General features: G+C 65.8%; 20 protein-coding genes and 4 tRNA genes. 16 read left to right on the top strand and 8 right to left on the bottom strand.

The genetic code is table 11. The annotated features are described in order from the left end of the window. Positions 1 to 20 precede the first annotated feature (20 nt). A complete protein-coding gene (gene dxs, locus QZZ33_RS09570) occupies positions 21 to 1,877 on the top strand; it encodes a 1-deoxy-D-xylulose-5-phosphate synthase (protein WP_291379694.1) in 1,857 nt (618 codons plus the stop codon). On the opposite strand, the gene QZZ33_RS09565 is transcribed toward dxs, so the two are convergent. Continuing rightward, positions 1,874 to 3,148: an HRDC domain-containing protein gene (locus QZZ33_RS09565; RefSeq protein WP_291379693.1), complete on the bottom strand. Its 1,275-nt coding sequence runs from the start codon at positions 3,146 to 3,148 to the stop codon at positions 1,874 to 1,876. The genes dxs and QZZ33_RS09565 overlap by 4 nt on opposite strands. After that, positions 3,145 to 3,699, bottom strand: coding sequence for a DUF3000 domain-containing protein (locus tag QZZ33_RS09560; RefSeq protein WP_291379692.1), 555 nt, complete (start codon positions 3,697 to 3,699; stop codon positions 3,145 to 3,147). Before QZZ33_RS09560 ends, QZZ33_RS09565 begins: the two co-directional genes overlap by 4 nt. 124 nt (positions 3,700 to 3,823) lie before the next feature. Here QZZ33_RS09560 and gndA point away from each other — a divergent pair, with 124 nt between their 5' ends. Next, positions 3,824 to 5,257, top strand: coding sequence for an NADP-dependent phosphogluconate dehydrogenase (gene gndA / locus QZZ33_RS09555; protein WP_291379691.1), 1,434 nt, complete (start codon positions 3,824 to 3,826; stop codon positions 5,255 to 5,257). A gap of 44 nt (positions 5,258 to 5,301) precedes the next feature. After that, positions 5,302 to 6,264 carry a cell division protein ZapE gene (gene zapE, locus QZZ33_RS09550; RefSeq protein WP_291379690.1) on the top strand — a complete coding sequence of 321 codons (963 nt, stop codon included), beginning with the start codon at positions 5,302 to 5,304 and terminating at the stop codon, positions 6,262 to 6,264. Between the two features lie 31 nt (positions 6,265 to 6,295). On the opposite strand, the gene QZZ33_RS09545 is transcribed toward zapE, so the two are convergent. Genes QZZ33_RS09545 through treY form a run of 3 tightly spaced genes read right to left on the bottom strand, consistent with a single transcriptional unit; the run spans position 6,296 to position 11,423 of the window. After that, positions 6,296 to 7,159, bottom strand: a complete 864-nt coding sequence (locus tag QZZ33_RS09545) for a polyphosphate kinase 2 family protein (RefSeq protein ID WP_291379689.1) — start codon at positions 7,157 to 7,159, stop codon at positions 6,296 to 6,298. Then, a complete protein-coding gene (gene treZ, locus QZZ33_RS09540) occupies positions 7,159 to 8,910 on the bottom strand; it encodes a malto-oligosyltrehalose trehalohydrolase (protein ID WP_291379688.1) in 1,752 nt (583 codons plus the stop codon). The genes QZZ33_RS09545 and treZ overlap by 1 nt, the downstream gene beginning before the upstream one ends. Further along, positions 8,907 to 11,423: a malto-oligosyltrehalose synthase gene (treY, locus tag QZZ33_RS09535; RefSeq protein WP_291379686.1), complete on the bottom strand. Its 2,517-nt coding sequence runs from the start codon at positions 11,421 to 11,423 to the stop codon at positions 8,907 to 8,909. The genes treZ and treY overlap by 4 nt, the downstream gene beginning before the upstream one ends. Positions 11,424 to 11,634: 211 nt before the next feature. Here treY and QZZ33_RS09530 point away from each other — a divergent pair, with 211 nt between their 5' ends. After that, entirely contained in the window at positions 11,635 to 12,363 is a 729-nt protein-coding gene (locus QZZ33_RS09530) for a class I SAM-dependent methyltransferase (protein ID WP_291379684.1), read from the top strand. 159 nt (positions 12,364 to 12,522) lie between these two features. Beyond that, positions 12,523 to 13,875, top strand: coding sequence for a PAS domain-containing protein (locus QZZ33_RS09525; RefSeq protein WP_291379682.1), 1,353 nt, complete (start codon positions 12,523 to 12,525; stop codon positions 13,873 to 13,875). Between the two features lie 72 nt (positions 13,876 to 13,947). On the opposite strand, the gene QZZ33_RS09520 is transcribed toward QZZ33_RS09525, so the two are convergent. From QZZ33_RS09520 to QZZ33_RS09510, 3 genes are all read right to left on the bottom strand, one after another. Beyond that, a tRNA-Val gene (locus QZZ33_RS09520) sits at positions 13,948 to 14,022 on the bottom strand. 6 nt (positions 14,023 to 14,028) lie between these two features. Beyond that, positions 14,029 to 14,099, bottom strand: a tRNA-Cys gene (locus QZZ33_RS09515). Positions 14,100 to 14,131: 32 nt separating this feature from the next. Next, a tRNA-Gly gene (locus QZZ33_RS09510) sits at positions 14,132 to 14,204 on the bottom strand. A 116-nt stretch (positions 14,205 to 14,320) separates the two neighbouring features. On the opposite strand from QZZ33_RS09510, the gene QZZ33_RS09505 reads away from it, so the two are divergent. The 11 genes from QZZ33_RS09505 (at position 14,321) to pdxT (ending at position 23,796) form a co-directional block, all read left to right on the top strand. Further along, on the top strand, positions 14,321 to 15,421 hold the full coding sequence (locus QZZ33_RS09505) for a chorismate-binding protein (protein WP_291379681.1): 1,101 nt from the start codon (positions 14,321 to 14,323) through the stop codon (positions 15,419 to 15,421). Continuing rightward, positions 15,418 to 16,299, top strand: a complete 882-nt coding sequence (locus tag QZZ33_RS09500) for an aminotransferase class IV (protein WP_291379679.1) — start codon at positions 15,418 to 15,420, stop codon at positions 16,297 to 16,299. The genes QZZ33_RS09505 and QZZ33_RS09500 overlap by 4 nt, the downstream gene beginning before the upstream one ends. A 40-nt stretch (positions 16,300 to 16,339) precedes the next feature. After that, positions 16,340 to 16,411 (top strand) — tRNA-Val (locus QZZ33_RS09495). Positions 16,412 to 16,531: 120 nt separating this feature from the next. After that, the gene (gene thrS, locus QZZ33_RS09490; protein WP_291379677.1) at positions 16,532 to 18,529 is read left to right on the top strand and encodes a threonine--tRNA ligase; all 1,998 of its coding nucleotides are present in this window, start codon (positions 16,532 to 16,534) and stop codon (positions 18,527 to 18,529) included. Beyond that, the gene (locus tag QZZ33_RS09485) at positions 18,529 to 19,080 is read left to right on the top strand and encodes an HIT domain-containing protein (RefSeq protein WP_291379676.1); all 552 of its coding nucleotides are present in this window, start codon (positions 18,529 to 18,531) and stop codon (positions 19,078 to 19,080) included. Before thrS ends, QZZ33_RS09485 begins: the two co-directional genes overlap by 1 nt. A 20-nt stretch (positions 19,081 to 19,100) precedes the next feature. Further along, entirely contained in the window at positions 19,101 to 19,766 is a 666-nt protein-coding gene (gene pgsA, locus QZZ33_RS09480; protein ID WP_291379674.1) for a phosphatidylinositol phosphate synthase, read from the top strand. Further along, entirely contained in the window at positions 19,763 to 20,653 is an 891-nt protein-coding gene (locus tag QZZ33_RS09475; RefSeq protein WP_291379672.1) for a phosphatidylinositol mannoside acyltransferase, read from the top strand. Before pgsA ends, QZZ33_RS09475 begins: the two co-directional genes overlap by 4 nt. Then, positions 20,654 to 21,805 carry a glycosyltransferase family 4 protein gene (locus QZZ33_RS09470; RefSeq protein ID WP_291379671.1) on the top strand — a complete coding sequence of 384 codons (1,152 nt, stop codon included), beginning with the start codon at positions 20,654 to 20,656 and terminating at the stop codon, positions 21,803 to 21,805. Then, on the top strand, positions 21,802 to 22,710 hold the full coding sequence (gene pdxS / locus QZZ33_RS09465) for a pyridoxal 5'-phosphate synthase lyase subunit PdxS (protein WP_291379670.1): 909 nt from the start codon (positions 21,802 to 21,804) through the stop codon (positions 22,708 to 22,710). The genes QZZ33_RS09470 and pdxS overlap by 4 nt, the downstream gene beginning before the upstream one ends. Continuing rightward, positions 22,661 to 23,218 carry an NUDIX domain-containing protein gene (locus QZZ33_RS09460; protein ID WP_291379669.1) on the top strand — a complete coding sequence of 186 codons (558 nt, stop codon included), beginning with the start codon at positions 22,661 to 22,663 and terminating at the stop codon, positions 23,216 to 23,218. The genes pdxS and QZZ33_RS09460 overlap by 50 nt, the downstream gene beginning before the upstream one ends. Further along, positions 23,215 to 23,796 (top strand): pyridoxal 5'-phosphate synthase glutaminase subunit PdxT, encoded by a 582-nt coding sequence (pdxT, locus tag QZZ33_RS09455; protein WP_291379668.1) that lies wholly within the window; start codon positions 23,215 to 23,217, stop codon positions 23,794 to 23,796. The genes QZZ33_RS09460 and pdxT overlap by 4 nt, the downstream gene beginning before the upstream one ends. Positions 23,797 to 23,821 lie beyond the last annotated feature (25 nt).

Here is a 23,821-nt window from a genome sequence, read left to right as displayed (position 1 = left end):
TCGAATGTCAGGAGAAGAGCGTGCTGGAGCGCATCGAGTCACCGCGCGATGTGCGCTCGCTCAACGGGGCCGAACTGAGCGAACTCGCGGAAGAGATCAGGCGCTACCTGGTCGATGCCGTGTCGAAATCCGGCGGCCACCTCGGCCCCAACCTTGGCGTCGTCGAACTGACGCTGGCGCTCCACCGGGTATTCGACTCGCCGTTCGATCGCATCGTCTTCGACACCGGTCACCAGTCGTACGTTCACAAACTCCTGACGGGCAGGCGTGACTTCTCCACGTTGCGCAAGCGCGGGGGACTGGCTGGCTACCCCTCTCGCGCTGAGTCCGATCACGACGTGGTCGAGAACTCTCACGCCTCGACGGCTCTCTCGTGGGCGGCTGGCATCGCGAGGGGCCACACGCTACGCGGCGAGACAGACAGGACGACGGTGGCGATCATCGGCGACGGTGCGCTCACGGGCGGCATGGCGTGGGAGGCGCTCAACTCGCTCGCCGATTGCGACGACCGGGTCGTGATCGTGGTCAACGACAACGGCAGGTCGTACGCGCCGACGATTGGCGGGCTTGCGCGTCGGCTTGACGGCATGCGTACGTCGCCTGCCTATGAAGACTTCCTCAGTTGGGGCAAGCGCACGTTCCAAGGGCGCGGTCCGTTCCGAGACTTCACGTATCAGACGGTGATGCACGGCAAGCGGGCGCTCAAGGGGCTCATCGGGCCCCAGGGCATGTTCGAGGATCTCGGCCTCAAGTACATGGGGCCGGTCGATGGTCACGATCTCGCGCAAGTCGAGGCCGCGCTGACGCACGCCAAGGGCTACGGCTCGCCTGTCATCGTGCACGTGGTGACCGAGAAGGGGCGCGGCTACGAGCCCGCAGAACAGGACATGGCCGACCGCTTTCACGCCGTCGGGCAGATCCATCCGGAGACCGGGCTGCCGGTGGAGCAATCACGCTTTGGGTGGACCGCCGTCTTTGCCGACGAGATGCTGGCGGCCGGCGCCGAGCGAGACGACCTTGTGGGCATCACGGCCGCCATGCTTCAGCCGGTGGGGCTCCAGCCCTTCGCAGACGCGTTCCCCGGCCGCGTGATTGACGTGGGGATCGCAGAGCAACACGCAGTGACGACAGCAGCTGGCCTTGCCTTCTCCGGAATGCATCCCGTCGTTGCGGTGTACGCGACGTTCCTGAACCGCGCATTCGACCAACTGCTGATGGACGTGGCCTTGCATAAGGCGGGCGTGACATTCATGCTCGACCGGGCAGGGATCACGGGAGACGATGGCCCCAGTCACAACGGCATGTGGGATATGGCGCTGCTTCGTCACGTTCCCGGGCTGCGGATGGCGGCCCCGCGCGACGAGCCGACGTTCAGGGAGGCCTTCCGTACGGCACTTGACGTCGACGACGCCCCCACGGTGGTGCGCTACCCCAAGGGCGCCGTGGGTGAGCCCATGCCAGCGGTACGCAGTGTCGAAGACATCGAGGTGCTCGCCGAGCATGGTGAGCGCCCGCAAGTGGTCGTTTTCGGGATCGGTGCGATGGCTGGTACCGCCATAGAAGTGGCAGGCAAGCTCGCCGCGGGAGGAACGTCGGTGATCGCGGCGACGTCAACGTGGGTACACCCGGTCCCCGAAGGGCTTCTGGAGGTACTCGGAGACGCGGAGCTGGTGGTCACGGTGGAGGACGGCCTGACCGACGCCGGGGTGGGGGAGGAATGGGCGGAATTTGCTCGGCTCGCTGGCCGGGAGGTCCACTGGTCTCACCACGGAGTGCCGCGCGAGTTTCTCGCGCATGCCTCCCGCGCTCAGGTGCTTGAACAGGTGGGTCTTGAGGCCTCTGTGATTGCCGACGCCGCAGCCGTGCGCCTGTCTTAGTCGGTCGGAGCCTCTTCTGGCTCCAACACTTCCGCCCGCGTGAATGCCTCAGCGAGTGGCTTCGCTGTGAGCTCGATTTGCCACGGCCGTGCCGATCGTGAGGCAAGAAAGTCCTTGATCCAGCCGACGCCGCCGTCGCGGTATTCCCAACACGCGCGCCTGGCGGCATCGGGCTGAAGCAGGTTCTCGACGGGCACCTCGTGGCGCTCGCTCAGCTCGGCCAGGGCGGCCTTCGCCTCGGTGAGCCTCGTGGCGGCCTCTGGTCGCTTGTCTGGCCACGCCCGTGGCGGTGGGGGACCGTCCCCTGCGGGCGCGCGCCGGGCAGGGAGCGCCTTCTCGGAGAGGTGGAGCGCCGCCTCGATGGACGGCCACCACCTCGGTGCCGCCTTCTTGGTGCCGCGGGTGCGCCACTCCGGAATCTCCAGGAGGGCGTCGAGGTTGGCGGGTTTGGCTCGCGCTGCTGCCACGATCGCGGCGTCTCTCAAGACGCGCCCCGGCGTGACGTCTCGGCGTTGAGCCTCGCGTTCGCGCTCTTCCCACAAGGACTTGATGATCGCAAGGCCGCGCTGTTCGCGAATCGTGTGCGTCCCTGACGTGCGCCTCCACGGGTCGACTCGTGGCTCTGCCGGGGGAGCGAGGCGCACGGCCTCGAACTCTTGACGCGCCCACTCGGTCTTTCCCGCCGCCTCGAGGTGCGCCGCAAGGCCCGCGCGGAGTTCGATCAGGATCTCGACGTCGAGCGCCGCATAGGCGAGCCATGAGTCCGGTAGCGGTCGCACCGACCAGTCCTGGGCGGAATGCTCCTTTGCCAGCGCAAACCCGAGCTCCCGCTCCACCACTGAGGCGAGACCCACCTTGGGCCACCCCAGAAGCCGCGCAGCCAACTCGGTATCGAAAATGGCCGCTGGCAAGATGCCGAGATCCTTCATGCCTGGAAGATCTTGGCTCGCCGCGTGAAACACGTACTCCGCGTCTCCCATGGCCTCGTGAAAGGCGCTCAGGTCCGGCAAGGCCGCGGTGTCGATCAAGGCGATGCCAGCGCCAGCGCGCTTGAACTGCGCCAAGTACGTGGTCTGGCCGTAACGGAAACCGGAGGCGCGTTCGGCGTCGGCCGCGATAGGCCCCTCGCCGGCGGAAAACGCTTCGATCGCTACCCGCAACTCGGCCTCGGTCGTGATGACGCGAGGAACGCCGTCGGCCGGTTCGGTCAGCAGGATCGGCTCTGGGGTGTCGGCGTCATCTGCCAAGTGCTCTTCTGGTGATGCGGTCATGCATGTCCTCCTGGAAGCGCGGAGAGCCCCTGGGGCGCAGGTGGAACGCCGGCGCACATGGCCAGCAGTTCCGTCCACGCAACGACGTGAGGGGCAAGGTCTGAATCGGTCGGAGTCCACGACACCCGCAGTTCGACGGTCACGTGGTCATCGCGTTCAGCGAGTTGCCCGAAGGATCGCGACACCACCTTGGTGACGGTGCCGCCGAACTGGTCGTGGGGCACATGTGCGAGGGCCTCGTTGAGCCACGACCACGCCGCGTCGGCCCACAGGTCGTCTTGACCCACTTCCGCCTCGACTTGCGCTTGCACCAGGGCGATGACCCGGAAAGTGCCGTCCCACGCGTCCTGGCCTGCGGGATCGTGGAGCGCCACAAAGCGGCCAGTCGTCTCGAGTTCTTCCGGCAAGACGGTGCCGTTGATGGCCACGGCGAACGGCGCGATGCGCGACGGCGCGGGCGTCTCGACCAAGCGCACGTCACGACGGGTACGCGCTCCTTTCAAGGACAGCAGCGCCTCACGGAACGCGGCCGGAACGGCCGTGGCATTCATGGCTTGAGCCTATGGCGCGGTCTCCTTCGGGCTGGTACGCCACGCCCTCCGTAGCGCGGGTAGGCCCCTGGCGGCAATCCCGTCTAGGCTGGGTTGCCGAACCTCTGATGGACAAGGAAGTGACATGGCGCTTGCCCAGATTGGCGTGACCGGCCTTGCAGTGATGGGCCGCAACCTCGCGCGGAACTTTGCCCGCAATGGCTTTACCGTGGCGGTCCACAACCGCAGCCCAGAGAAGATGCGGTCCTTGCTCGACGAGCACGGCGACGAAGGTGTGTTTCTCGGCTCTGAGTCCCTTGAGGACTTCGTGGCCTCGCTCGAGAAGCCCCGCAAGATCGTCGTGATGGTCCAGGCAGGCGCTGCTACTGATGCCGTCATCGACGCGCTCGTGCCGCTGGTAGACAAGGGCGACATCATCGTCGACGCTGGCAACGCCCACTTTCCTGACACACGCCGACGCGAGGCCGAGTTGAGCGACAAGGGCATCCTGTTCGTCGGCTCCGGCGTCTCTGGCGGCGAAGAGGGCGCGTTGCTTGGACCGTCGATCATGCCGGGTGGCCCCGCCGAGTCATACGCGTCCCTTGGCCCCATCCTCGAGAAGATCTCGGCACAGGTCGACGGGGTGCCGTGTTGCACCCACGTGGGTCCGGACGGCGCCGGGCACTTTGTGAAGATGGTGCACAACGGCATCGAGTATGCGGACATGCAGCTGATCGCTGAGGCCTACTCCTTGCTGCGTGAGGGCCTCGACCTGGAACCCAAGGAGATCGCGAAGATCTTCGCCGAGTGGAACCAGGGAGAGCTCGAGAGTTTCCTCATCGAAATCACGGCCGAGGTGTTGGCGCACAAGGACGCCAAGACGGGCAAGCCACTCGTCGATGTGATCGTGGACGAGGCGGCGCAGAAGGGCACGGGGCGATGGACCGTGCAGAGCGCCCTCGACTTGGGCGTGCCAGTGACAGGCATTGCTGAGGCCACGTTTGCGCGAGCCATCTCGTCGCAGAGGGCTCAGCGAGAGGCTGGCCATGAACTGCTGAGTTCCTCGGCCGGTGACTTCCACATCGGCAACGAAGAGGGCTTCATCGAAGACGTGCGCGTCGCCCTCTACGCCTCCAAGGTGGTGGCGTATGCACAGGGCTTCGATCAGATTCAGGCGGCTTCCGAGGAGTACGGCTGGAACATCGATCGCGGGGCGATGGCGCGCATCTGGCGCGGCGGGTGCATCATCAGGGCACGTTTCCTCAATCGCATCACGGAGGCGTACGAGCGCAACCCAGAACTGCCCAGCCTCTTGGTCGACCCCTACTTCACCGACGGGATAGCCAACGGATTGTCCGGGTGGCGACGCATCGTCGCTCAAGCCGGGCTCGCAGGCGTGCCGGTGCCGGCCTTCGGGTCATCGCTGGCGTACTACGACTCGATGCGTTCTGAACGCTTGCCCGCGGCGCTCATCCAGGCTCAACGGGACTTCTTTGGCGCTCATACGTACAAGCGGATAGACCAGGAAGGCACCTTCCACACGCTGTGGTCGGGCGACCGCTCTGAAGTCGAGGCGTAGTCCCTGCGCTCAGGGGGACACCGTTCCCACTACTGTGGGAAACCGTGAAGGTCGTCGGACGCAGGCCCATGGTCGAGGGGGCCGAGTTGGTCGCGTCCCTCACCGTGCCACCACACTTCGCGGACGCCTCTTTCGACACCTATCGTCCCGATCCTCAGTTCCCCTCCCAAGCCGACGCGCTTTCCGCCGTGCGGACGTTTGCCGCAGGAGCGACAGGCCGATCGCGACGTGGCTCTGCAGGTCGGGGGATCTACCTTGACGGCGGTTTTGGGGTGGGAAAGACTCACCTCCTTGCGTCGCTGGCGTCGGACGCAGGACGCCACGCGGCGTTCGGAACCTTTGTGGAATACACGCACCTGGTGGGGGCGCTCGGTTTCGCACGGGCGAGGGACGCGCTCGCCCACTTCCGCGTGGTCTGCATTGACGAGTTTGAGTTGGATGACCCAGGCGACACGGTGTTGATGGCTCGCCTGATGCGGGAACTGGCCGATGCCGGAGTGGCGCTTGCCGCGACGTCCAACACGTTGCCGGATTCCTTGGGCGAGGGGCGATTCGCGGCCGACGACTTCACGCGGGAGATCCAGGCGGTTGCTGGCGTGTTCGACGTGGTCAGCATTGACGGCCCCGACTATAGGCATCGTGGCGAACTCGCCTTCGTCAACTCGAGTCCGGAAGCCGTGGCGCTGGTGAGCGACAAGTGGGGCGGCGTGGTGGAGTCGTGGCCCGAGTTGGTGTCCGATCTCCAGCATGTCCACCCGAGCCGGCTGGGGGCCTACGTCGATGGCGTGCGCTATTTGGGTGTGACGGACGTCGAGCCGCTCCGTGACCAGGCGCAGGCACTTCGGGTGGTGAGCCTGGTCGACCGGTTGTACGAGGCCGATGCCAGCATCGTGGCGTCCGGAGCCTCCTTGGGAGAGGTCTTCACTTCAGAGATGCTCGCGGGGGGCTATCGCAAGAAGTACTTCAGGGCGCTGTCCAGGCTCTCCGCCATGAGCGTGGGCGACTAGCGGACACAAACTTCGGGACTGCGTGGCCGCGCTAGTCGTGCAAGGCCGCGATCCTGGCCTTCTCGGCGTCCACGTCGAAGTCGGCCGCCGGCCACGTGAGGTTCATGTCCTCCAACGTGGTAGCCAAGAGCTCAGAGACGGCCAGGCGTGCGAACCACTTGTTGTCCGCCGGAATGGCGTACCAGGGCGCCGACTCAGTCGAGCATCGGTCAAAGACCGCCTGGTAGGCCTGCATATAGGCGTCCCAGTGTGCACGCTCGTCGAGGTCCCCTGGGTTGTACTTCCAGTGCTTGTCTGGCCGATCCAAGCGCTCCGCAAGTCTCTCGAGTTGCCGCTCCGGCGACACCATGAGGGCGCACTTGATGATGCGGGTTCCCTCATCGATGCGCCGTTGCTCCCAGGCATTGATCTCGTCGTAACGCGCGCCCCAGACGTCGGCAGCCACCAGGTTGTGCACTCGCACCACCAGCACGTCCTCGTAGTGAGATCGGTCGAAGACGCCGATCTTTCCCGCAGACGGCAGCGCTCTTTCGATGCGCCACAGGTAGTGGTGCGAGCGTTCCTCTGCCGTGGGCACGCCGAAGGAGGTGTGCTGCACCCCCTGTGGGTCAACCATGCCAAGCACATGGCGCACGATCCCTCCCTTGCCGGAGGTGTCCATCCCCTGCAAGACGAGCAAGACGGAGCGCGTGCCTCCGGAGCGGCCCTCTGCAAAGAGCTGCTCCTGGAGGTCGCTCAGCGTCTCGCCGCGATCCTCCATGAATCGCTCGCCGTCGTCCTCATCTCCAGGGAAGCCAGGAGTGCTGGCGCAGTCGAAGCCGTCCACCGTGAAGCCCTCGCGAACCCGAAGTGTTTCGGTCGGCGGCTTGTCCCAGCGGCGATCCTTCTTGCCCATCAGTCCTCCTTGAGTGCCACAAGCGCCACGGCGTCTGGCGCGAGAGAGAAACGGTCGTCGCTAGCGGCGACCTGACCGAACACGGCAAGCGGAGCACCCTCCACCTGCATCGGCGTCGACGAGAGGTTGGCGTGCATGCGCACGGGGCCGTGCATCGTCAGCTGACGGGATGCGGCCTCGGTGACAGACACGGGGTGCCGTTCCCAAGCGCCGTCGCGCAGCGTGAGTGCACGTGCGGCGATGACCTGGCTCATCCACGCCTCAATGTCGGCGTGCGCGGTGCCAGCGGCGCTCAGGCCCGGTCCCACTTTGGAGCGCATGAAGGTCTGGCGATCCTGAGGATCAGGGACGTGCACCTCACCGCCGTAGAGCTGCTCCCACCCATGACCGGCGAACTCGCTCATGCGACCCTCGGACACGGCCGAGCCGAGCGGCTCGTCGTGATCGGTGAAGAACATGAACGGACGCGTCTCCCCGTACTCCTCGCCCATGAACAGCATGGGGGTGAACGGGCTCAGCAGGATGAGCGCCAACGAGGCGGCTTGAGCGCCGGGGCTGAGCGTCACCGATGGCCGATCGCCGATGGCGCGGTTTCCCACCTGGTCGTGGTTGGAGGCGAACACGACGAAGCGCTGGCGGTCCATGTCGTCCGGCACGGGGGCGCCCCACGTCTTGCCCCGGAAGGACGACAGCCCGCCGTCGTGAACGAACACCTTGCGGTAGGCCTTGTCGAGCGTCTCGATTGAGCCGAAGTCCTCGTAGTAGCCGTGCCTCTCGCCGGTGAGGTAGGAGTGCAAGGCGTGGTGGACGTCGTCCGCCCACTGAGCAGTCATGCCCATGCCGCCCTCCGCCACTGGCACCACCATGTCCGGCTGGTTGAGATCCGACTCGGCCACGAGCGACAGCGGCCTACCGAGGCGCTCAGCCAGCGTCGCGGTGCGCTCCGACAACTCGGCGAGAAGGTGCGTGGGGGAGTCGTCGACCAGCGCGTGCACCGCGTCGAGCCGTAGCGCATCGATGTGGAACTCCTCGAACCACCTCAAGGCGTTGTCCACGATGAAGCCGCGCATGCCACCTGAGCCGGGCTGGTCAAGGTTGACGGCCCAACCCCACGGGGTCTCGTGCGCATCCGTGAAGTAGGGCCCAAACTGGCTCAAGTAGTTGCCGTCCGGTCCCAGGTGGTTGTACACGACGTCGAGACACACGCCGAGCCCCACGGCGTGCGCGGCGTCGACAAACCGCTGCAAGGCGGCGGGTCCGCCGTACGCCTCGTGCACCGCGTAGAGCGCCACTCCGTCGTAGCCCCAGCCGCGATTGCCTGGGAAGGCGGCCACCGGCATGAGCTCGATCATCTCGATGCCGCGGGACGCGAGGTCCCTCAGTTGCCTCCCGACGATGGCGTCGAGAGTCCCGGCGGGCGTGAAGGTGCCGACGTGAAGTTCATAGGTCACCGCTCCGCGCGCGTCCCGCCCCTCCCACACGCCATCGGTCCACGGGAACGCGGAGGCGTCGAAGACGCGCGAAAAGCCATGGACGCCGTGCGGCTGCCATGGGCTGCGGGGGTCGGGGAAAGGACCAGCGCCGTCCACCTCGAACGCGTACTCGTCGCCCGCGTCGGCCGCGGGGCCGGACCACCATCCGTCGTCCCCCTTGACCATGGGCGTCACCGTCAGGCCCTCAGTGTGGCCCCCTGCCCGCACATGACAGGAGACGGACTGTGCGTCGGGCGCCCACACCGTGAGCGCGCTCATACGCGCTCCAACAGCGCCACGGGATGGATCTTGAGGATCTCGGCGAGCGAGGCCTGACCGCCATCGAAGGTGGCGCCCGTGAGGGTGTCCTCCCACACTCCTTCCGGAAGTGTCACGGTGTGTTCGCCCCAACCACCAAGGTGTTCCAACTCGATCGCGATGCGGGTGGCGATGGTGATCACCATAGGGACGTCGTCCTGGGTACGGGCGAAGACCACCGCGTGACCAGAGGACGACGGCAGCGGCACGTAGCCAGCCGACTCGCCGATGAACGCGCCAGGGTGCGCGGCGCGGGCCTGGAGAGATCGCGCCGTCAACCGGTGCTTCTCTTCCGACAGGTTGCGAGTCTTGCTGCGCCCCACGACGCGTCCCAACTGGCTGGCGAGGTGCACGAAGTCCACTGGCCTGCGGTTGTCGGGGTCCACGAGGAGGGGACGGAACTCCTCCGTGCCTTGATACACGTCTGGCACGCCGGGGATGGTCAGTTGAATGAGTTTCTGTGCCAGCACTGCGGTCCGAACGCCCTCTTCCGTCAGGGCCGTCCACTCGCTGACGAGCTCCCGCACGGTGGGATCCACGTGGGTCGCCTGGGCGAACCACAACACGGCGGTCTCGTAGGTGTCATTGACGCCGGTCCAGGTGGTGTGGGTTTTCGCCTCTCGCATCGCCTTGATGAGGTAGCCCTCGAGGCGGTCCCACTCCATGAGAGTCCCGTCCATGGCGACGGTGCCCACGAGGGTCTGCCACCACAAGTTCTCGGTACGGCCGTCCAGCTCCGCTGGCCGCATCTCGGCGGTCGCTGCACGCACGCGTCCCAGCCACTCGTCCCACGCCTCGGGAACCTCGCTCAGCACGCCGAGTCTCGCGCGCACGTCCTCCGAGCGTTTGGTGTCGTGGGTAGTGAGAGTGGTCATGGCGTGCGGGTACGTGTACTGCTGATCGGCCGCCCACGCGTGGAACCCCGCTGGCGGGACCGCAAACCGCCCCGCAGGGGAGCCCACCTCGCACAAGGGCAGGAGGTGCGTCCAGCGGTAGTACGCGGTGTCTTCCACCCCCTTGGCCATCACCGCTCCACACGCTTGTTGGAAGCGCGTCACCAGGTGCATGCGGGTCGCCTCGAACGTCTTGCCCGCCGAGCCGACCTCTGAGCCCTTGAGCAGGTCGACCACCACGTCGAGCGTCTCGTGGCGCTCCGGATCGAGTTGGGCACGGGCATTGGCGGCCGCGGCGTCGATGGCTTCCAGCGAAGGGGGCTTGGAGGTGACCCCTGGAATGACGTAGGCGCGATAGCGGCCGAAGGTCACGAGCATCGTCCGTAGACAGTCGTACAGGGACGTCCACGTGTGATCGCGCAGGCGCACATCCGACTTGCATACCTCGTGGGCGAGCGTGGCGAGCCGCTGTGTCTCAGAGGACAGTGAGTCCTTGACAATTTCTCGCTTCGCCTCGTCGATGATGCCAGGCAATGCGCCCATGGCGTCGCCGGTCAACTGAAACAGGGTTCCCGCCAACGGGGCCGCGCCCGCAGGGTTGCGCAGCAGCGCGCCGACGCGCCACGACGCGTCGTAGCCCGTCGTCCCGGCCGTCTTCCATGAGGTCGGGAGCCGTTCCTCGTCCTCGAGGATCTTTTCCACCACAATCCAGGCGCCGTCGGTGGCATCTGACAGCTGGGCGATGTAGCCGGCGGGGTCTGCGAGGCCGTCGGGATGGTCGATGCGAAGACCCTGAAGGGTGCCATCGTTCACCAGGTCGATGATGCGGCGATGGGTCGCCTCGAACACGTCGGGGTCTTCGACACGCACCGCAACGAGCGACCCCACATCGAAGAAGCGGCGGTAGTTGAGTTCCTCGTTGGCGACACGCCAATAGGCGAGACGGTAATGCTGCTCCTGCACCAGGGTGTCCATCGGCAGGTTCTCGGTCCCCTCGCGCACAGGGAACACGTGGTCGTAGTAGCGCAACACGGGCACGTCGCCCGCGTCCTCGAAGCCGGGGATCACCATCCGGTCAAGCGTGAGTTCGTCCCTGGCGAGAATCGAGCCGATGCGGTCGCCGAGCACGGGCATGAGCACGCCGTCGTTGCTCGACCAGTCCACGTCAAACCAGTGGGCGTAGGGCGAGTCCTCGCCCTCGGCGAGCACGGACCACAGCGCCTGGTTGTGGTACACGGGAGTCGGCACGGACATGTGGTTGGGCACCATGTCCGCGATCAGGCCGATGCCGCGCTCGCCTGCCTCCCAAGCCAGGCGTCGCAGGCTCTCCTCACCCCCGAGCACTGCGGCCACATGCGAGTGGTCCACCACGTCATAGAAGTGCGTAGAGCCGGGAGCGGCCGTCAGGATCGGCGAGAGATACAGGTGGCTCACGCCGAGCGCAGCGAAGTAGTCCAACTCGGCGCGCGCGTCGTCAAACGTGAAGTCGGGGGTCAACTGGAGGCGGTAGGTCGAGACAGGAACGGGCGCGTCGACTCGATGCCCCAGCCTCTTGGAGCGTTCGTGAGGTGCGTCTGCCATGTGTCGATTTTCCCTGGTCGCTGAGGTTCCTAGCCATCATGTCACGGGGACAATTGCCGTCGCGTGGCTTCGGAACTATTGGGGTCCATCGGAAGAGTGGTGGGGGACATCGCTTTGTTCGAAGTCCCCGACCCGGTCACAGGATGCAGTTGAGCACTGGCACGCACCAAGAACGGGCAGAGCCACAGGTGGGAACAGTTAGACTCCCTCTGTGACAACGGCAGATATGACCAAGGAGCCCCGCGAGGTCGCGGGCATGTTCGACGGCGTGGCGCGCGGCTACGACCGCACGAGCGCTGTGCTCTCGGTCGGCCGCGCCGGCTATTGGCTTGAGGAGAACAGCCGGACTGTCGCTCCGCAGCGAGGTGAGGCCATCCTCGATATTGGCGCGGGTACCGGCAACAGCGCCGCATCGCTCGCACGATCCGGCGCCAAGGTCATTGCCCTCGACTTCTCAGAGGGCATGGTCGAGGTGGGTCGCCGTCGCCATCCTGCCCTCGACTACGTGGTGGGCGACGCCGAGCGCCTGCCGTTCGGCGACGGCGAGTTCGACGCGGTCACCGACAGTTTCGGCCTGCGAAATGTGCAGCGGCCCCAGGTCGCGCTCGCCGAGATGTACCGAGTGCTGAAGCCAGGGGGACGCGTCGTCATCTGCGAGTTCTCACGCCCGCCGAGTGCCATCGTGCGGGGTAGCTACTTCGCCTACCTGCGTTACGTCATGCCGCTTCTGGTCAGCGCGACAAGTTCACACCCGCGTGCGTACCGGTATCTCTTCGAGTCGATCAAGGATTGGCCGGAGCAGGCGACGCTCAGCGAGTGGCTCAGCGTTGCTGGATTCACCGGGGTCTCTCACCGCAACCTCACGGCAGGCGTCGTCGCGCTGCACTGCGGGACCAAGCCCTTTGACAATCGCGGGGAAGCCTCCGGCTCTGCCTCGTGAGGCCACGGTGGGTGCAGCCCACGAGCGATGTGTCGTCCTGAATCGCTCAGAAGTGGTCCGCGCCAGCACGCCCTTGCGCTGCTACGAGCCCCATTCGGGCTAAGGTGCGGATGGTGAGCGAAGGCTCCGCGTCGCCGGGTCAGGAAGGGATCGAGATTCATGGCAGTCAAGCGCGTCGAACCGACGGGTGAGCGCCGCGACTACACGCCTGATCAGATCTTCTTCTCGACTACCGACAAGCGCGGAATGATCGTCACGGTCAACTCGACCTTTGTGGAGCTGTCGCGGTTCGCGGAGGATGAGTTGGTGGGGGAGCCGCACAACATCATTCGGCATCCTGACATGCCGGGCGCCGTCTTCCACATCATGTGGGAGCGACTCTTGGCGGGCCAATCGATGATGGGCTACGTCCAGAATCTGGCCAGGGATGGCGCCTACTACCTGACCTTCTCGACCGTCACTCCCCTGAGTGAGGGCTTCATCTCCGTGAGGAGCGCGGTCACGCGGCCCGACTTGTGGGAGCCGGTGTCCAGGGCCTACGCCCATACTCGGGCGCTTGAGAACAAGTGGCGTCGAGGCGGTATGCCGAGGGCTCAGGCCGCGTCGCAAGGGGCAGAGGATCTCGGCGCCAGGCTTGCAGCGTTGGGATTTCCCACCTACGACGACGTGATTCGTGCGGTGGTGCCAGCGGAGGTTGACGAACGGCGACGGCTTGCACCTCCGCATGCTCCGCCCACTGCGCCGGGGCAGCCGCTCCACGAGGTGGTGCTCGCTATTGGCGCCGTCGACAGAGAGTTGATGACACTGCGGGCGAGATACGAAGACGCGACGGAGGTGGCAGCGAGCCTGGACAGCGCTCAGGCGGCCTTTGTGGTGACCCTGGAGGGGTTGGAGGACGCGGCGGCGGCGGCTGCCGATGCCGCAGCCACGGTCGGGACAGCCGCACCGGCGGCCGCGAAGACCGCGCAAGCGGCGCTGTCTCTCGCTGTGACGGCGCGCAAAGATCTTGCCCCTCTGGCCCCCTTGCTTGCTGAGGTGCGCGGAATCGTCCTCGACCTGCGTGCCAGCCTCGCGCTGTCGGTGCTTCACAACGACATGGCCCTGACGTTTGCTCGCGACGCCGCATCGGGGTCATCGGTGGGCGACCCTCAAGGCACGGTCGTCCTCTTGGGCGAAACCGTGTCAGCCTCGGTGCGGCAGGGCGAGGTGATGAGTCAACGCGTCCGAGAGGAACTCGGGCAGGTTGTGGCCTCCATTCACGAAGCCCATGAGGCGCTGATGTCGTTCCAGCGGATGCTCACCAATTGGAGGCATGTGGTGGTGCGCTCTGGCGTGTCGCAGCGGCTTGGGGCGCTGGTGGATCCGATCGACAGTCGGCTGTCCGCTGGCTTGACGGAGATGAACGACCTCGACAGGCTCGCGCAGCGTTGCGCTACCTTGGCGCTCACGCTCGAGTCCGCCGCGCTGCGCGAGGCCGCAGAGGGCCTTGTGATTGCCGCACGGCGGCTCTAGCGCTGGTGTCGCGCCGGTCTACATGGCGCCGAACAGAAAGCAACCCCGGGGCTTGCCCGGGGTGGTCATGCATGGTGGGCGATACTGGGATCGAACCAGTGACCTCTTCCGTGTCAGGGAAGCGCGCTACCGCTGCGCCAATCGCCCCATGCGAGGTGGAGACGGGATTCGAACCCGTGTAGACGGCTTTGCAGGCCGCTGCCTCGCCTCTCGGCCACTCCACCGCCAGGCCGACGCCCGAGGGCGCCTACCACCGAGCGGACGACGGGATTCGAACCCGCGACCCTCACCTTGGCAAGGTGATGCTCTACCAACTGAGCCACGTCCGCGTACCAAGGTTTTGACGCCTTGAACGAGGATTGACTGTAGCCCATCCCACGGGCGATTACCAACTCACGACACGCAGTGCACGGCGCCGATATGGCCGGGCCAGTAGCGTGAACGCATGACATGGCGCGAGGATCCCAGGCGGCTAGGTAGCGCCGCTTTTCGAGGGGTGAGGGCGACACGTCCTGTCGAGCACGTGGACGCGCGTGTGGAGGGGCATCGCCTGTCGCAAGGCGGCTTCTGGGTGGTTGTCGGCACCTTCGAGGGTCGCATTGACGCGTGGCGCATGGCCGATGTGGAGCGCGGTCGGAGTGCCGAGGAGGACACGGAACACTCGCGACCATGGCACGGCCCGCGCGCGACCGACTGGTCCAGTTCTCTGGACCGCGAACAGTACGTGCGCGGCGTGCGGGCGATTCGTCGGGACATTCTCGAAGGAGACGTCTACCAGGTGAACCTGTGCCGCGTCCTGGACGCTCCGCTGCCCGCCGAGCCGCCCGGCCCGGACGCCGTCGCACTTTCCCATGTGCTCGCCAAGGGCAATCCCGCCCGCCACGCCGCCCGCATCGTCGTCCCGGCGTCGGACGGATGGCCCGGCTGTTGGGTCGTTTCCGCGTCGCCAGAGCTGTACCTCAGCGTCGACCGCGACGCCGTGGCGTCGTCCCCCATCAAGGGAACTGCGGCCCCGGGGGAGCGGATGCTCGACAAGGACACCGCGGAAAACGTCATGATTACCGACCTGATCCGTAACGATCTCTCCCACACCGCCACCCCGGGAAGCGTCGAGGTGCCGGAACTGCTGGGACACCACGAGCTCCCCGGACTGTCTCACCTGCAATCGACGGTCACCTCCCGGCTCGAACCCGAGTACGACTGGACCGATGAGTTGTGGCGCGCGATGTTCGACGGGACGTTCCCGCCTGGCTCCGTGAGCGGCGCGCCCAAGTCCTCGGCACTGCGCATCATTGAGCGCGAGGAGACCGCTGAGCGCGGTCCGTATTGCGGCGCGATCGGGTGGATTGACGCGGATCGAAAACGGGCAGAACTCGCGGTGGGGATTCGCACGTTTTGGTGGGACGACGCTCAAGGCGGCACTTTGCGATTCGGCACTGGTGCTGGGATCACGTGGGGTTCGGATCCCGCTGGCGAGTGGGCGGAGACGGAACTCAAGGCTAGAAGGTTGATTGCCCTGGCATCTGCCGACACAATGACGACATGAGCGCGGTCGTGTGGGTCGATGGAACCCTCCATTCCGCAAACGCGCCCGTGTTGCAGGCTGGGAATCACGGAGTCACCGTTGGCGACGGGGTATTCGAGACACTTGCGGTGCGGGACGGCGATCCTTTCGCTCTCACCCGCCACCTCGTGAGGCTTCAGTACTCGCTTGACCGCATGGGCATGCAGGCTGTGGACATCCCCTTTGTTCGGAGCGGCATCCGGGAGGTGCTGGAGGCCGAGCCGGCGGACGTCGCGCGCTTGCGTATCACCGTGGTGTCAGGGCCGGGGCCTATGGGCTCGGTGAGAGGGACGGGGAAGCCCAACGTGATCATCTGGGGTGGCCCCGGGAGCGCGCCGGGCGCGTGCCGCGCAGTGCGAGCTCCGTGGAAACGCAACGAGCGCTCCGCCATCGCGGGAGTGAAGTCCACGTCGTATGCCGAGAATGTGGTGATGGCGCAGTTCGCGGCCAAGCAGGGAGCCGACGAGGCCCTCATGTCGAACACGTTCGGATACCTGTGCGAGGGCACCGGATCGAACGTGTTCATCGAGCGTCGTGGAGAGGTGGTCACGCCGCCGCTATCGTCTGGTTGCCTCGCGGGGATTACTCGAGGTTTGGTGCTTGAGTGGGGGGCCAAGGCCGGGATGCCGGTGCGTGTGGCGGCGCCCGGCGAGCTGGAGATGGCCGTTCTCGACGAGGTCAGACACGGCGACGCGTTTGCCGCCGTGAGTTCCTCCACTCGGGGCCTTGCGCCCGTCGTGTGGCTCGATGGCGCGGACTTGCGTGAGGGCCCTTTGCTGCGCAGGGTGGGGGAGTTGTATGAGTCTCACGCGGACGTGGAACACGACCCACCACCGCCGCGGACGCGTGCGACCGTGTGACACGTGCGGCTCAATACCCGCTAGTATTGAGTCCGCTTCAGGGCGATTGGCGCAGGGGTAGCGCGCTTCCTTCACACGGAAGAGGTCACTGGTTCGATCCCAGTATCGCCCACTCATCATGTCGGGGCCGCCTGGCGAACCCTCCGGCCAATGAGTCTTCAACGAGGGCGCCGGGTCGGTAGCATCGTCGGGGAGCGCGCGCCGCGTTTCACGCAACCCGAGGAGACTTCACGTGCCGAGCATCAACGCGACCATTGACGGTGTCGAGCGTCAGGTCGAACAGGGCACGACGGGCCTCGACCTGTATGGCGATCGTCGCGACGTGGTCGTGATGCGCATTGCGGGTGAACTGCGCGATCTGGCTCGGGAGATCCAGGCGCATGACGCCGTCGAGGCCGTGCTCGTGTCGGAGCCTGAGGGTCTCAACGTGTTGAGGCACTCCGCGACGCACGTGATGGCGCAGGCAGTCCAGCAGATGAGGCCGGACGCGAAGCTGGGCGTGGGCCCCTTCATCACCGACGGTTTCTACTACGACTTTGACGTGGCCGAGCCCTTCACCCCCGAGGACCTGAAGGCGCTCGAGAAGGCGATGCAGCGCATCGTCAAGGAGGGCCAGACGTTCCGACGCCGCGTCGTGACTCAAGACGAGGCTCTAGCGGAACTCTCCGGCGAGCCCTACAAGTGCCAATTGCTGAACAGGGCGGCAGGCGTTGACGGCGCCGAGGGAGTGTCCGTCGAGGTGGGTGCGGGCGAGACCACGATCTACGACAACCTCAACCGCCAAGGCGAGACGGTGTGGAAGGACCTGTGCCGCGGTCCTCACGTGCCGAGCACCAAGGTGTTGGCCAACGGCTGGAGCCTGATGCGTTCGGCCGCCGCGTATTGGCTCGGCAGCGAGAAGAACCCCCAACTTCAGCGCATCTACGGCACCGCCTGGCCCACCAAGGAGGAGCTGCTCGCGTACAAGGACCGCCTCGCGGAGGCGGAGAGGCGCGATCATCGCAGGCTTGGCGCCGAGATGGACCTGTTCTCGTTCCCTGACGAGATCGGCTCCGGCCTGGCCGTCTTCCACCCCAAGGGCGGCATCGTCCGCATGGAGATGGAGAACTACTCGCGCAGGCGCCACATCGAGGAGGGCTACGAGTTCGTCTACACGCCCCACGCCACTAAGGCGAACCTGTTCCAGGTGTCCGGCCACCTCGATTGGTATGCGGACGGCATGTACCCGCCCATGCACATGGACGAGGAGCGCGACGCAGAGGGCAACGTCACCAAGCAGGGCCAGGACTACTACCTGAAGCCCATGAACTGCCCCATGCACAACCTGATCTTCAGGTCGCGCGGGCGTTCCTATCGCGAACTTCCGCTCAGGATGTTCGAGTTCGGCACGGTGTACCGCAACGAAAAGTCGGGGGTGGTGCACGGACTGACTCGAGCGCGCGGCTTCACCCAGGACGATGCGCACATCTACTGCACCCGCGAGCAGATGAAGGACGAGCTCACCACCACGCTCAACTTTGTGCTGAACCTGTTGAAGGACTACGGGCTCAACGACTTCTTCCTCGAACTGTCGACCCGCAATCCAGAGAAGTCGGTGGGGTCAGAAGATATCTGGGAAGAGGCGACCCAGACGCTGCGCGAGGTAGGTGAGGCGAGCGGCCTTGAGTTGGTGCCGGACCCAGGAGGCGCCGCGTTCTACGGGCCCAAGCTCTCCGTGCAGACCCGCGACGCGATCGGCAGGTCGTGGCAGATGTCGACCATTCAGTTGGACTTCAACCTCCCGGAGCGCTTCGAGCTTGAGTACACGGCCGCAGACAACTCTCGAAAGCGCCCCGTGATGATTCACCGCGCGCTGTTCGGCTCGATCGAGCGCTTCTTTGCCATCCTCACGGAGCACTACGCTGGCCAGTTCCCCGTGTGGCTCGCACCCGTCCAGGTCAAGGCGATCCCTGTGGCGGAGGCCTTTGATGGCTACCTCCAGGACGTCGCCACGCAACTGAGAGCCAAGGGTGTGCGCGTCGAGGTAGACACCTCCGACGAACGCTTTCCCAAGAAGATCCGCACCGCCTCCAAGGAGAAGGTGCCGTTCGTGCTCATCGCTGGCGGCGACGACGCCGACGCTGGCGCGGTGTCTTTCCGCTTTCGCGACGGCAGCCAAGACAACCAGGTTCCGGTCGACGCGGCCGTGGCTCGCATCGTCGAGGCCATTCGGACGAGGGCTCAAGTCTGATGGTGGAGCAGGCGGATGCGGACAAGATGGGCGGCGAGCCAGACGGCTTCGAACGCTTGTGGACGCCGCACCGCATGGCGTACGTGAGGAACGCTACCGATCGCCCCGACATGGACGGCGTGCATCACTGTCCCCTGTGCAAGTCGCCGGAAGACAACGACCGCGACCACCTCATCGTCCATAGGGGCGAGACCTGCTACGTGGTACTCAATCTGTACCCGTACAACCCAGGCCACTTGATGATCTGCCCTTACCGCCACATAGGCTGGTACACGGATGTGACCGACGCGGAGCGCGACGAGATCGCGGCTCTGACCCAGACGGGCATGCGAGTGCTGCAGGGGCTCACGGGCACCCAGGGATTCAACATTGGTATCAATCAGGGCAAGACCGGCGGCGCTGGCATTCACGAACACCTGCACCAGCACGTAGTGCCGCGTTGGGTAGGGGACTCGAACTTCCTACCCATTATTGGACGTACCAAGGCGTTGCCTGAACTCTTGGATGACACGTGGCAGCGCGTCAGTGAGGCGTGGTCAAAGACCGCTTAGCGGTGCAACGAGGAGAACACATGTTTGGCAAACTGCGGCCCGTGATGGCCGCAATCTGGCGGGCCCCAGCGAGTGCGTTGGTGAAGGCGGGAGTGCACCCGAACGCGGTAACGATCGTGGGCACCATCGGAGTGGTCGTGGGCGCTATCGTGTTCCTTCCGCGTGGCGGGTCCGCGCTGTTCTGGGGCGTCATGGTGATCACGTTCTTTGTCATCACCGACATGCTCGACGGGACGATGGCCAGGTTGTCTGGAAAGAGCAGCAGGCTAGGCGCCTACCTGGACTCCACGCTCGACAGGGTGGCTGACGCCGCCATCTTTGGCGCGCTCGTGTGGGGCTTTCGCGTCGACGAGCCAGCAACTGCTCTCGCCGCACTCATGTGTCTCACTCTCGGGTCCTTCGTTCCCTACGCCAAGGCGCGTGCGGGAAGCCTCGGCATTGAGACGGCCAACGGCATCGCCGAGCGGTCCGACCGGCTGGTGATCGGCCTCACCGCAACCGGCCTTGTGGGCTTGGGTCTTCCGCTCATGGTTCTCACCGTCACGCTGTGGCTGCTCGCGGCTGCAGCGGCCTTCACTGTGGGCCAGCGCACCTGGTCGGTGGTGAAGGTGCAAAGGGAGGAAAACCGCGCAGCGCGCGAGAACCCCGTCGCCTCCGCGCCTGCGGACCGCACCACCAAAGGATGAACGCCTTCGTCGTCGCGTGGCGGGTGTCGCGGCGCCTGCCAGTGAGCGTCATCCGTGCGGCCGCCTGGCTTGTGGCCATGTACGGATGGGCGCGGAAGGCAAAGCCAGCAAGACGCCTCGAGCAGAACCTCCACCGCGTGACGGGGCTTGAGGGTCGCGCCTTGAGACGCCTGTCGAGGCGGGGCATGGCGTCGGCCGCGAGGTACTACGCCGACGTCTTGGAGCTGCCGCGGATGAGCGGCGCCGTCATCGATGCGAGAGTGCGCTTGGAGGGCTTCGAGGAGATCGAGTGGGTATTCGAGCGCGAGCACGGCATGGTCGCTGCGCTCGGTCATTCGGGCAATTGGGACCTCATCGGCGCCTACGCCTGCCGCAACATCATCAAGGTCACCGCCGTCGCGGAGGTGCTAGAGCCGCGCGACGTGTACGACGAGTTCGTGGCGTTCCGCGAGAACCTCGGCATGCAGATTCTTGGCCACGAGGGCAGCTCTACCTTTCGTCAACTCTTGCGCATCACCAAGTCCGAGCACACGCTTGTGTGCCTCCTGAGCGACCGTGACCTGTCAGGCAGCGGAGTGGAGGTCTCGATGTGGGGCCGCGCCGTGCGCGTCGCTCCCGGCCCGGCGGCGTTGGCGCACGCGGCGCACACGGCGCTGTTGCCGGTGTCGGTCCGCTACGAGCGTCTGAAGGGCAAGCGCAGGCGGGCAGCCAAGTCGGGGTGGGGCATCGTGTTGACCTTCGGTGAGGTCCTATTGCCAGAAGACTTCACAGGTAGTGACAAGGTGGTGACCATGACTCAGGCATGGGCGCAGTCGCTCGCGCGCGGGATCGCCGCACATCCGGAGGACTGGCATATGCTCCAACGATTCGGATGGGTGGAGGCGTAGGTGCGCATTGGCATCGTGTGCCCGTACTCGCTGGACAGGCCAGGCGGAGTACAACTGCACGTCATCGACCTGGCGGAGGCGCTGATTCGCAGGGGGCATCACGTGTCCGTATTGGCGCCCTCTGCCGCTGACGACGGCCTCCCTGGATACGTGCGGTCGGCAGGCAGGTCCTTTTCCGTTCACTACAACGGCTCGACGGCCAGGCTCACGTTTGGGCTGGTCGCGGCCGCGCGCGTCAGGCGGTGGATGGCCGATGGCCACTTCGACGTGGTGCACCTTCACGAGCCGGGCGCGCCGTCGCTCAGCGTCATCGCCATGTGGGCCCGGTTAGGACCCACCGTCGGGACGTTCCACACCTCGAACGACGCCTCGCGACTCATGCGTCTGGGCAAGCCCTGGATCAAGCCTGGCTTCGAGGAGCTCGACGCGCGCATTGCGGTGTCGCCGTCAGCGGCACGCACGGTCAAGGAGCACCTGCGCGTGGAAGCGACCCACATCATCCCCAATGGAGTCGACACCTCTGCCTACTTCAACGCGCAAGCGCGGGAGGAGTGGACGGGCACGCACGACGCTCCCACCGTCGGCATTCTTGGCAGGATGGATGAGCCGCGCAAGGGTCTCGACGACTTTCTCGCCGCCATACCGCTCGTGAGGGAGCACCACCACAGGGCTCGTTTCTTGGTGGCGGGCCGATTCTCCGACCGGGTGGCGGCACGTATTGCGCGCGGAGGGGCAGAGGTGGTCGGCGAAGTCGACGAGGCGCGGAAGGCGTCGTTCATGTCCTCTGTCGACGTGTACTGCGCGCCCAACACGGGCGGGGAGTCATTCGGCATCGTGCTGGTCGAGGCGATGGCCGCCGGAGCCGCCGTCGTCGCAAGCGACCTGATTGCCTTCCGCGACGTCGCCACGGCGGACGACGGCGAGGAGTGCGCCGCGTTCTTCCCCGTCAACGAGGCAAAGGGTCTCGCAGCGCAAGTGTGCGCCTTGCTCGATGACCCAGTGGGTCGCGCAGCGCTCGCCGAGCGCGGGCGACTGCGGGCAGGCACCTTCGACTGGCACCAAGTCGTGCCCCGCATCGAAGAGACGTATCGCGACGCCATTAGACTTGACGCAAGCTTCTTCCCCCAACGAGCGAAGGAAACCCCAGTATGAGTGACACCCCCGCATCCGTCAGCCCGCAGGTCGGCACCGACCTCGTCAAGCGTGGCATGGCTGAGATGCTCAAGGGCGGGGTCATCATGGACGTGGTGACCGCCGACCAGGCCAAGATCGCGGAGGACGCAGGCGCAGTGGCCGTCATGGCACTCGAGCGCGTTCCAGCCGACATCCGCGCTCAGGGCGGCGTCGCCCGCATGTCCGACCCAGACCTCGTTCAGGGCATCATCGACGCCGTCCAGATTCCCGTGATGGCCAAGGCGCGCATCGGCCACTTTGTCGAGGCTCAGGTGCTGCAGAGCCTGGGCGTTGACTACATCGACGAGTCGGAAGTGCTGACGCCAGCCGACTACACGAATCACATCGACAAGTGGAACTTCACGGTGCCCTTCGTGTGTGGAGCGACCAACCTGGGAGAGGCGTTGCGCCGCATCTCAGAGGGAGCCGCCATGATCCGGTCAAAGGGCGAGGCTGGCACGGGCGACGTGTCTAACGCCACCACGCACATGCGCAAGATTCGCTCGCAGATCAGGGCGCTCACTGCCATGCCGGAAGACGAGCTCTACGTGGCCGCCAAGGAGTTGCAGGCCCCGCTCCCGCTCGTCAAGGAGATCGCCGCGACCGGCAAGCTTCCCGTCGTGATGTTCACCGCCGGTGGCATCGCAACGCCCGCCGACGCGGCCATGATGATGCAGCTTGGCGCCGAGGGCGTGTTCGTCGGCTCCGGCATCTTCAAGTCTGGCAACCCGGCCGAGCGTGCTAAAGCAATCGTGAAGGCCACCACGTTCTTCGACGACGCGTCGGTGATCGCCGAGGTGTCGCGCGGCCTGGGCGAGGCCATGGTGGGCATCAATGTGGACGACGTCCCAGAGCCTCATCGCCTCGCAGAGCGTGGCTGGTAGCGCGCCCCGCACAGGGAAGGTCGAGCGGGAGGGCGCCCGCGTGCTCTTGCTGTCTGAGGACGGAAAGTTGTTGGCGTTGCGCGGCCATGATCCCCACCTCCCCAGCAGGTCGTGGTGGTTCACGCCCGGTGGAGGCGTGGAGGGGTCGGAGACCCTGCGGGAGGCCGCGGCGCGCGAGTTGGCAGAGGAGACCGGCTACGTGGTCACCCCTGAGGAGCTCATCGGCCCCGTGTGGGAGCGCACCGCGTACTTCGACTTCATGAGTCGCCCGTATGTGCAACACGAGTACTTCTTTGTGGCGCGCCTTGCGGACGCCGACGCCGGCCCGGCTGCGGCGTTCTCGTGGACGGCAGACGAGCAAGAGACGATCGACGAGATCGCATGGCTGACTCAACACGAGCTGAAGCACTCCAGCATCGAGGTGTTCCCTGAACAGTTGCGCGAGGCGTGGGATGTGTTCACTGGTTGGGATGGCACGCTCATCAGCCTGGGGGAGGCGTACGAATGACGCGCATCGGAGTGCTGGCGCTGCAAGGTGACGTGCGCGAGCACGAGGCGGCCCTGGAGCGACTGGGCGTGGAGTCCGTGAGGGTCAGGCGCGCGGCCGAATTGGACTCGGTCGACGGCATCATCATCCCCGGCGGAGAGTCGTCGACCATCGACAAGTTGCTGCGCGCGTTCGACCTCTTCGAGCCCTTGCAGCAACGCATTGCAGGCGGGCTGCCAGTGCTCGGCACGTGCGCGGGAATGATCATGCTCGCCACGGACATCATCGGCGGGATCGAAGGGCAGCGCACTCTTGGCGCGATCGACATGACGGTGAGGCGCAATGCCTTTGGGAGGCAGGTCGACTCCTCAGAGGTGGAGTTAACGTGGATGCCGGACGGTTCGTCGATGCATGCCACGTTCATTCGCGCGCCGTGGGTCGAGTCGTGGGCCGAGGGCGTCGAGGTGCTTGCGATCGACGAGGCGCACGGGGGCGCCGTCGTAGCGGTGCGTCAAGGCAACGCGATCGCCACGAGTTTTCACTCGGAGATCTCTGACGATGACAGGGTGCATGCCCTCCTCATCGACCTCGCCCGCTAGGCGCAACCGCGCCCTGGTGCGTGAT

The sequence above is a fragment of the Demequina sp. genome, from assembly GCF_016278775.1.
Classification (GTDB): domain Bacteria; phylum Actinomycetota; class Actinomycetes; order Actinomycetales; family Demequinaceae; genus Demequina.
Note: the sequence above shows the minus strand (reverse complement) of the source record. Positions and strands in the feature narration are given on the sequence as shown.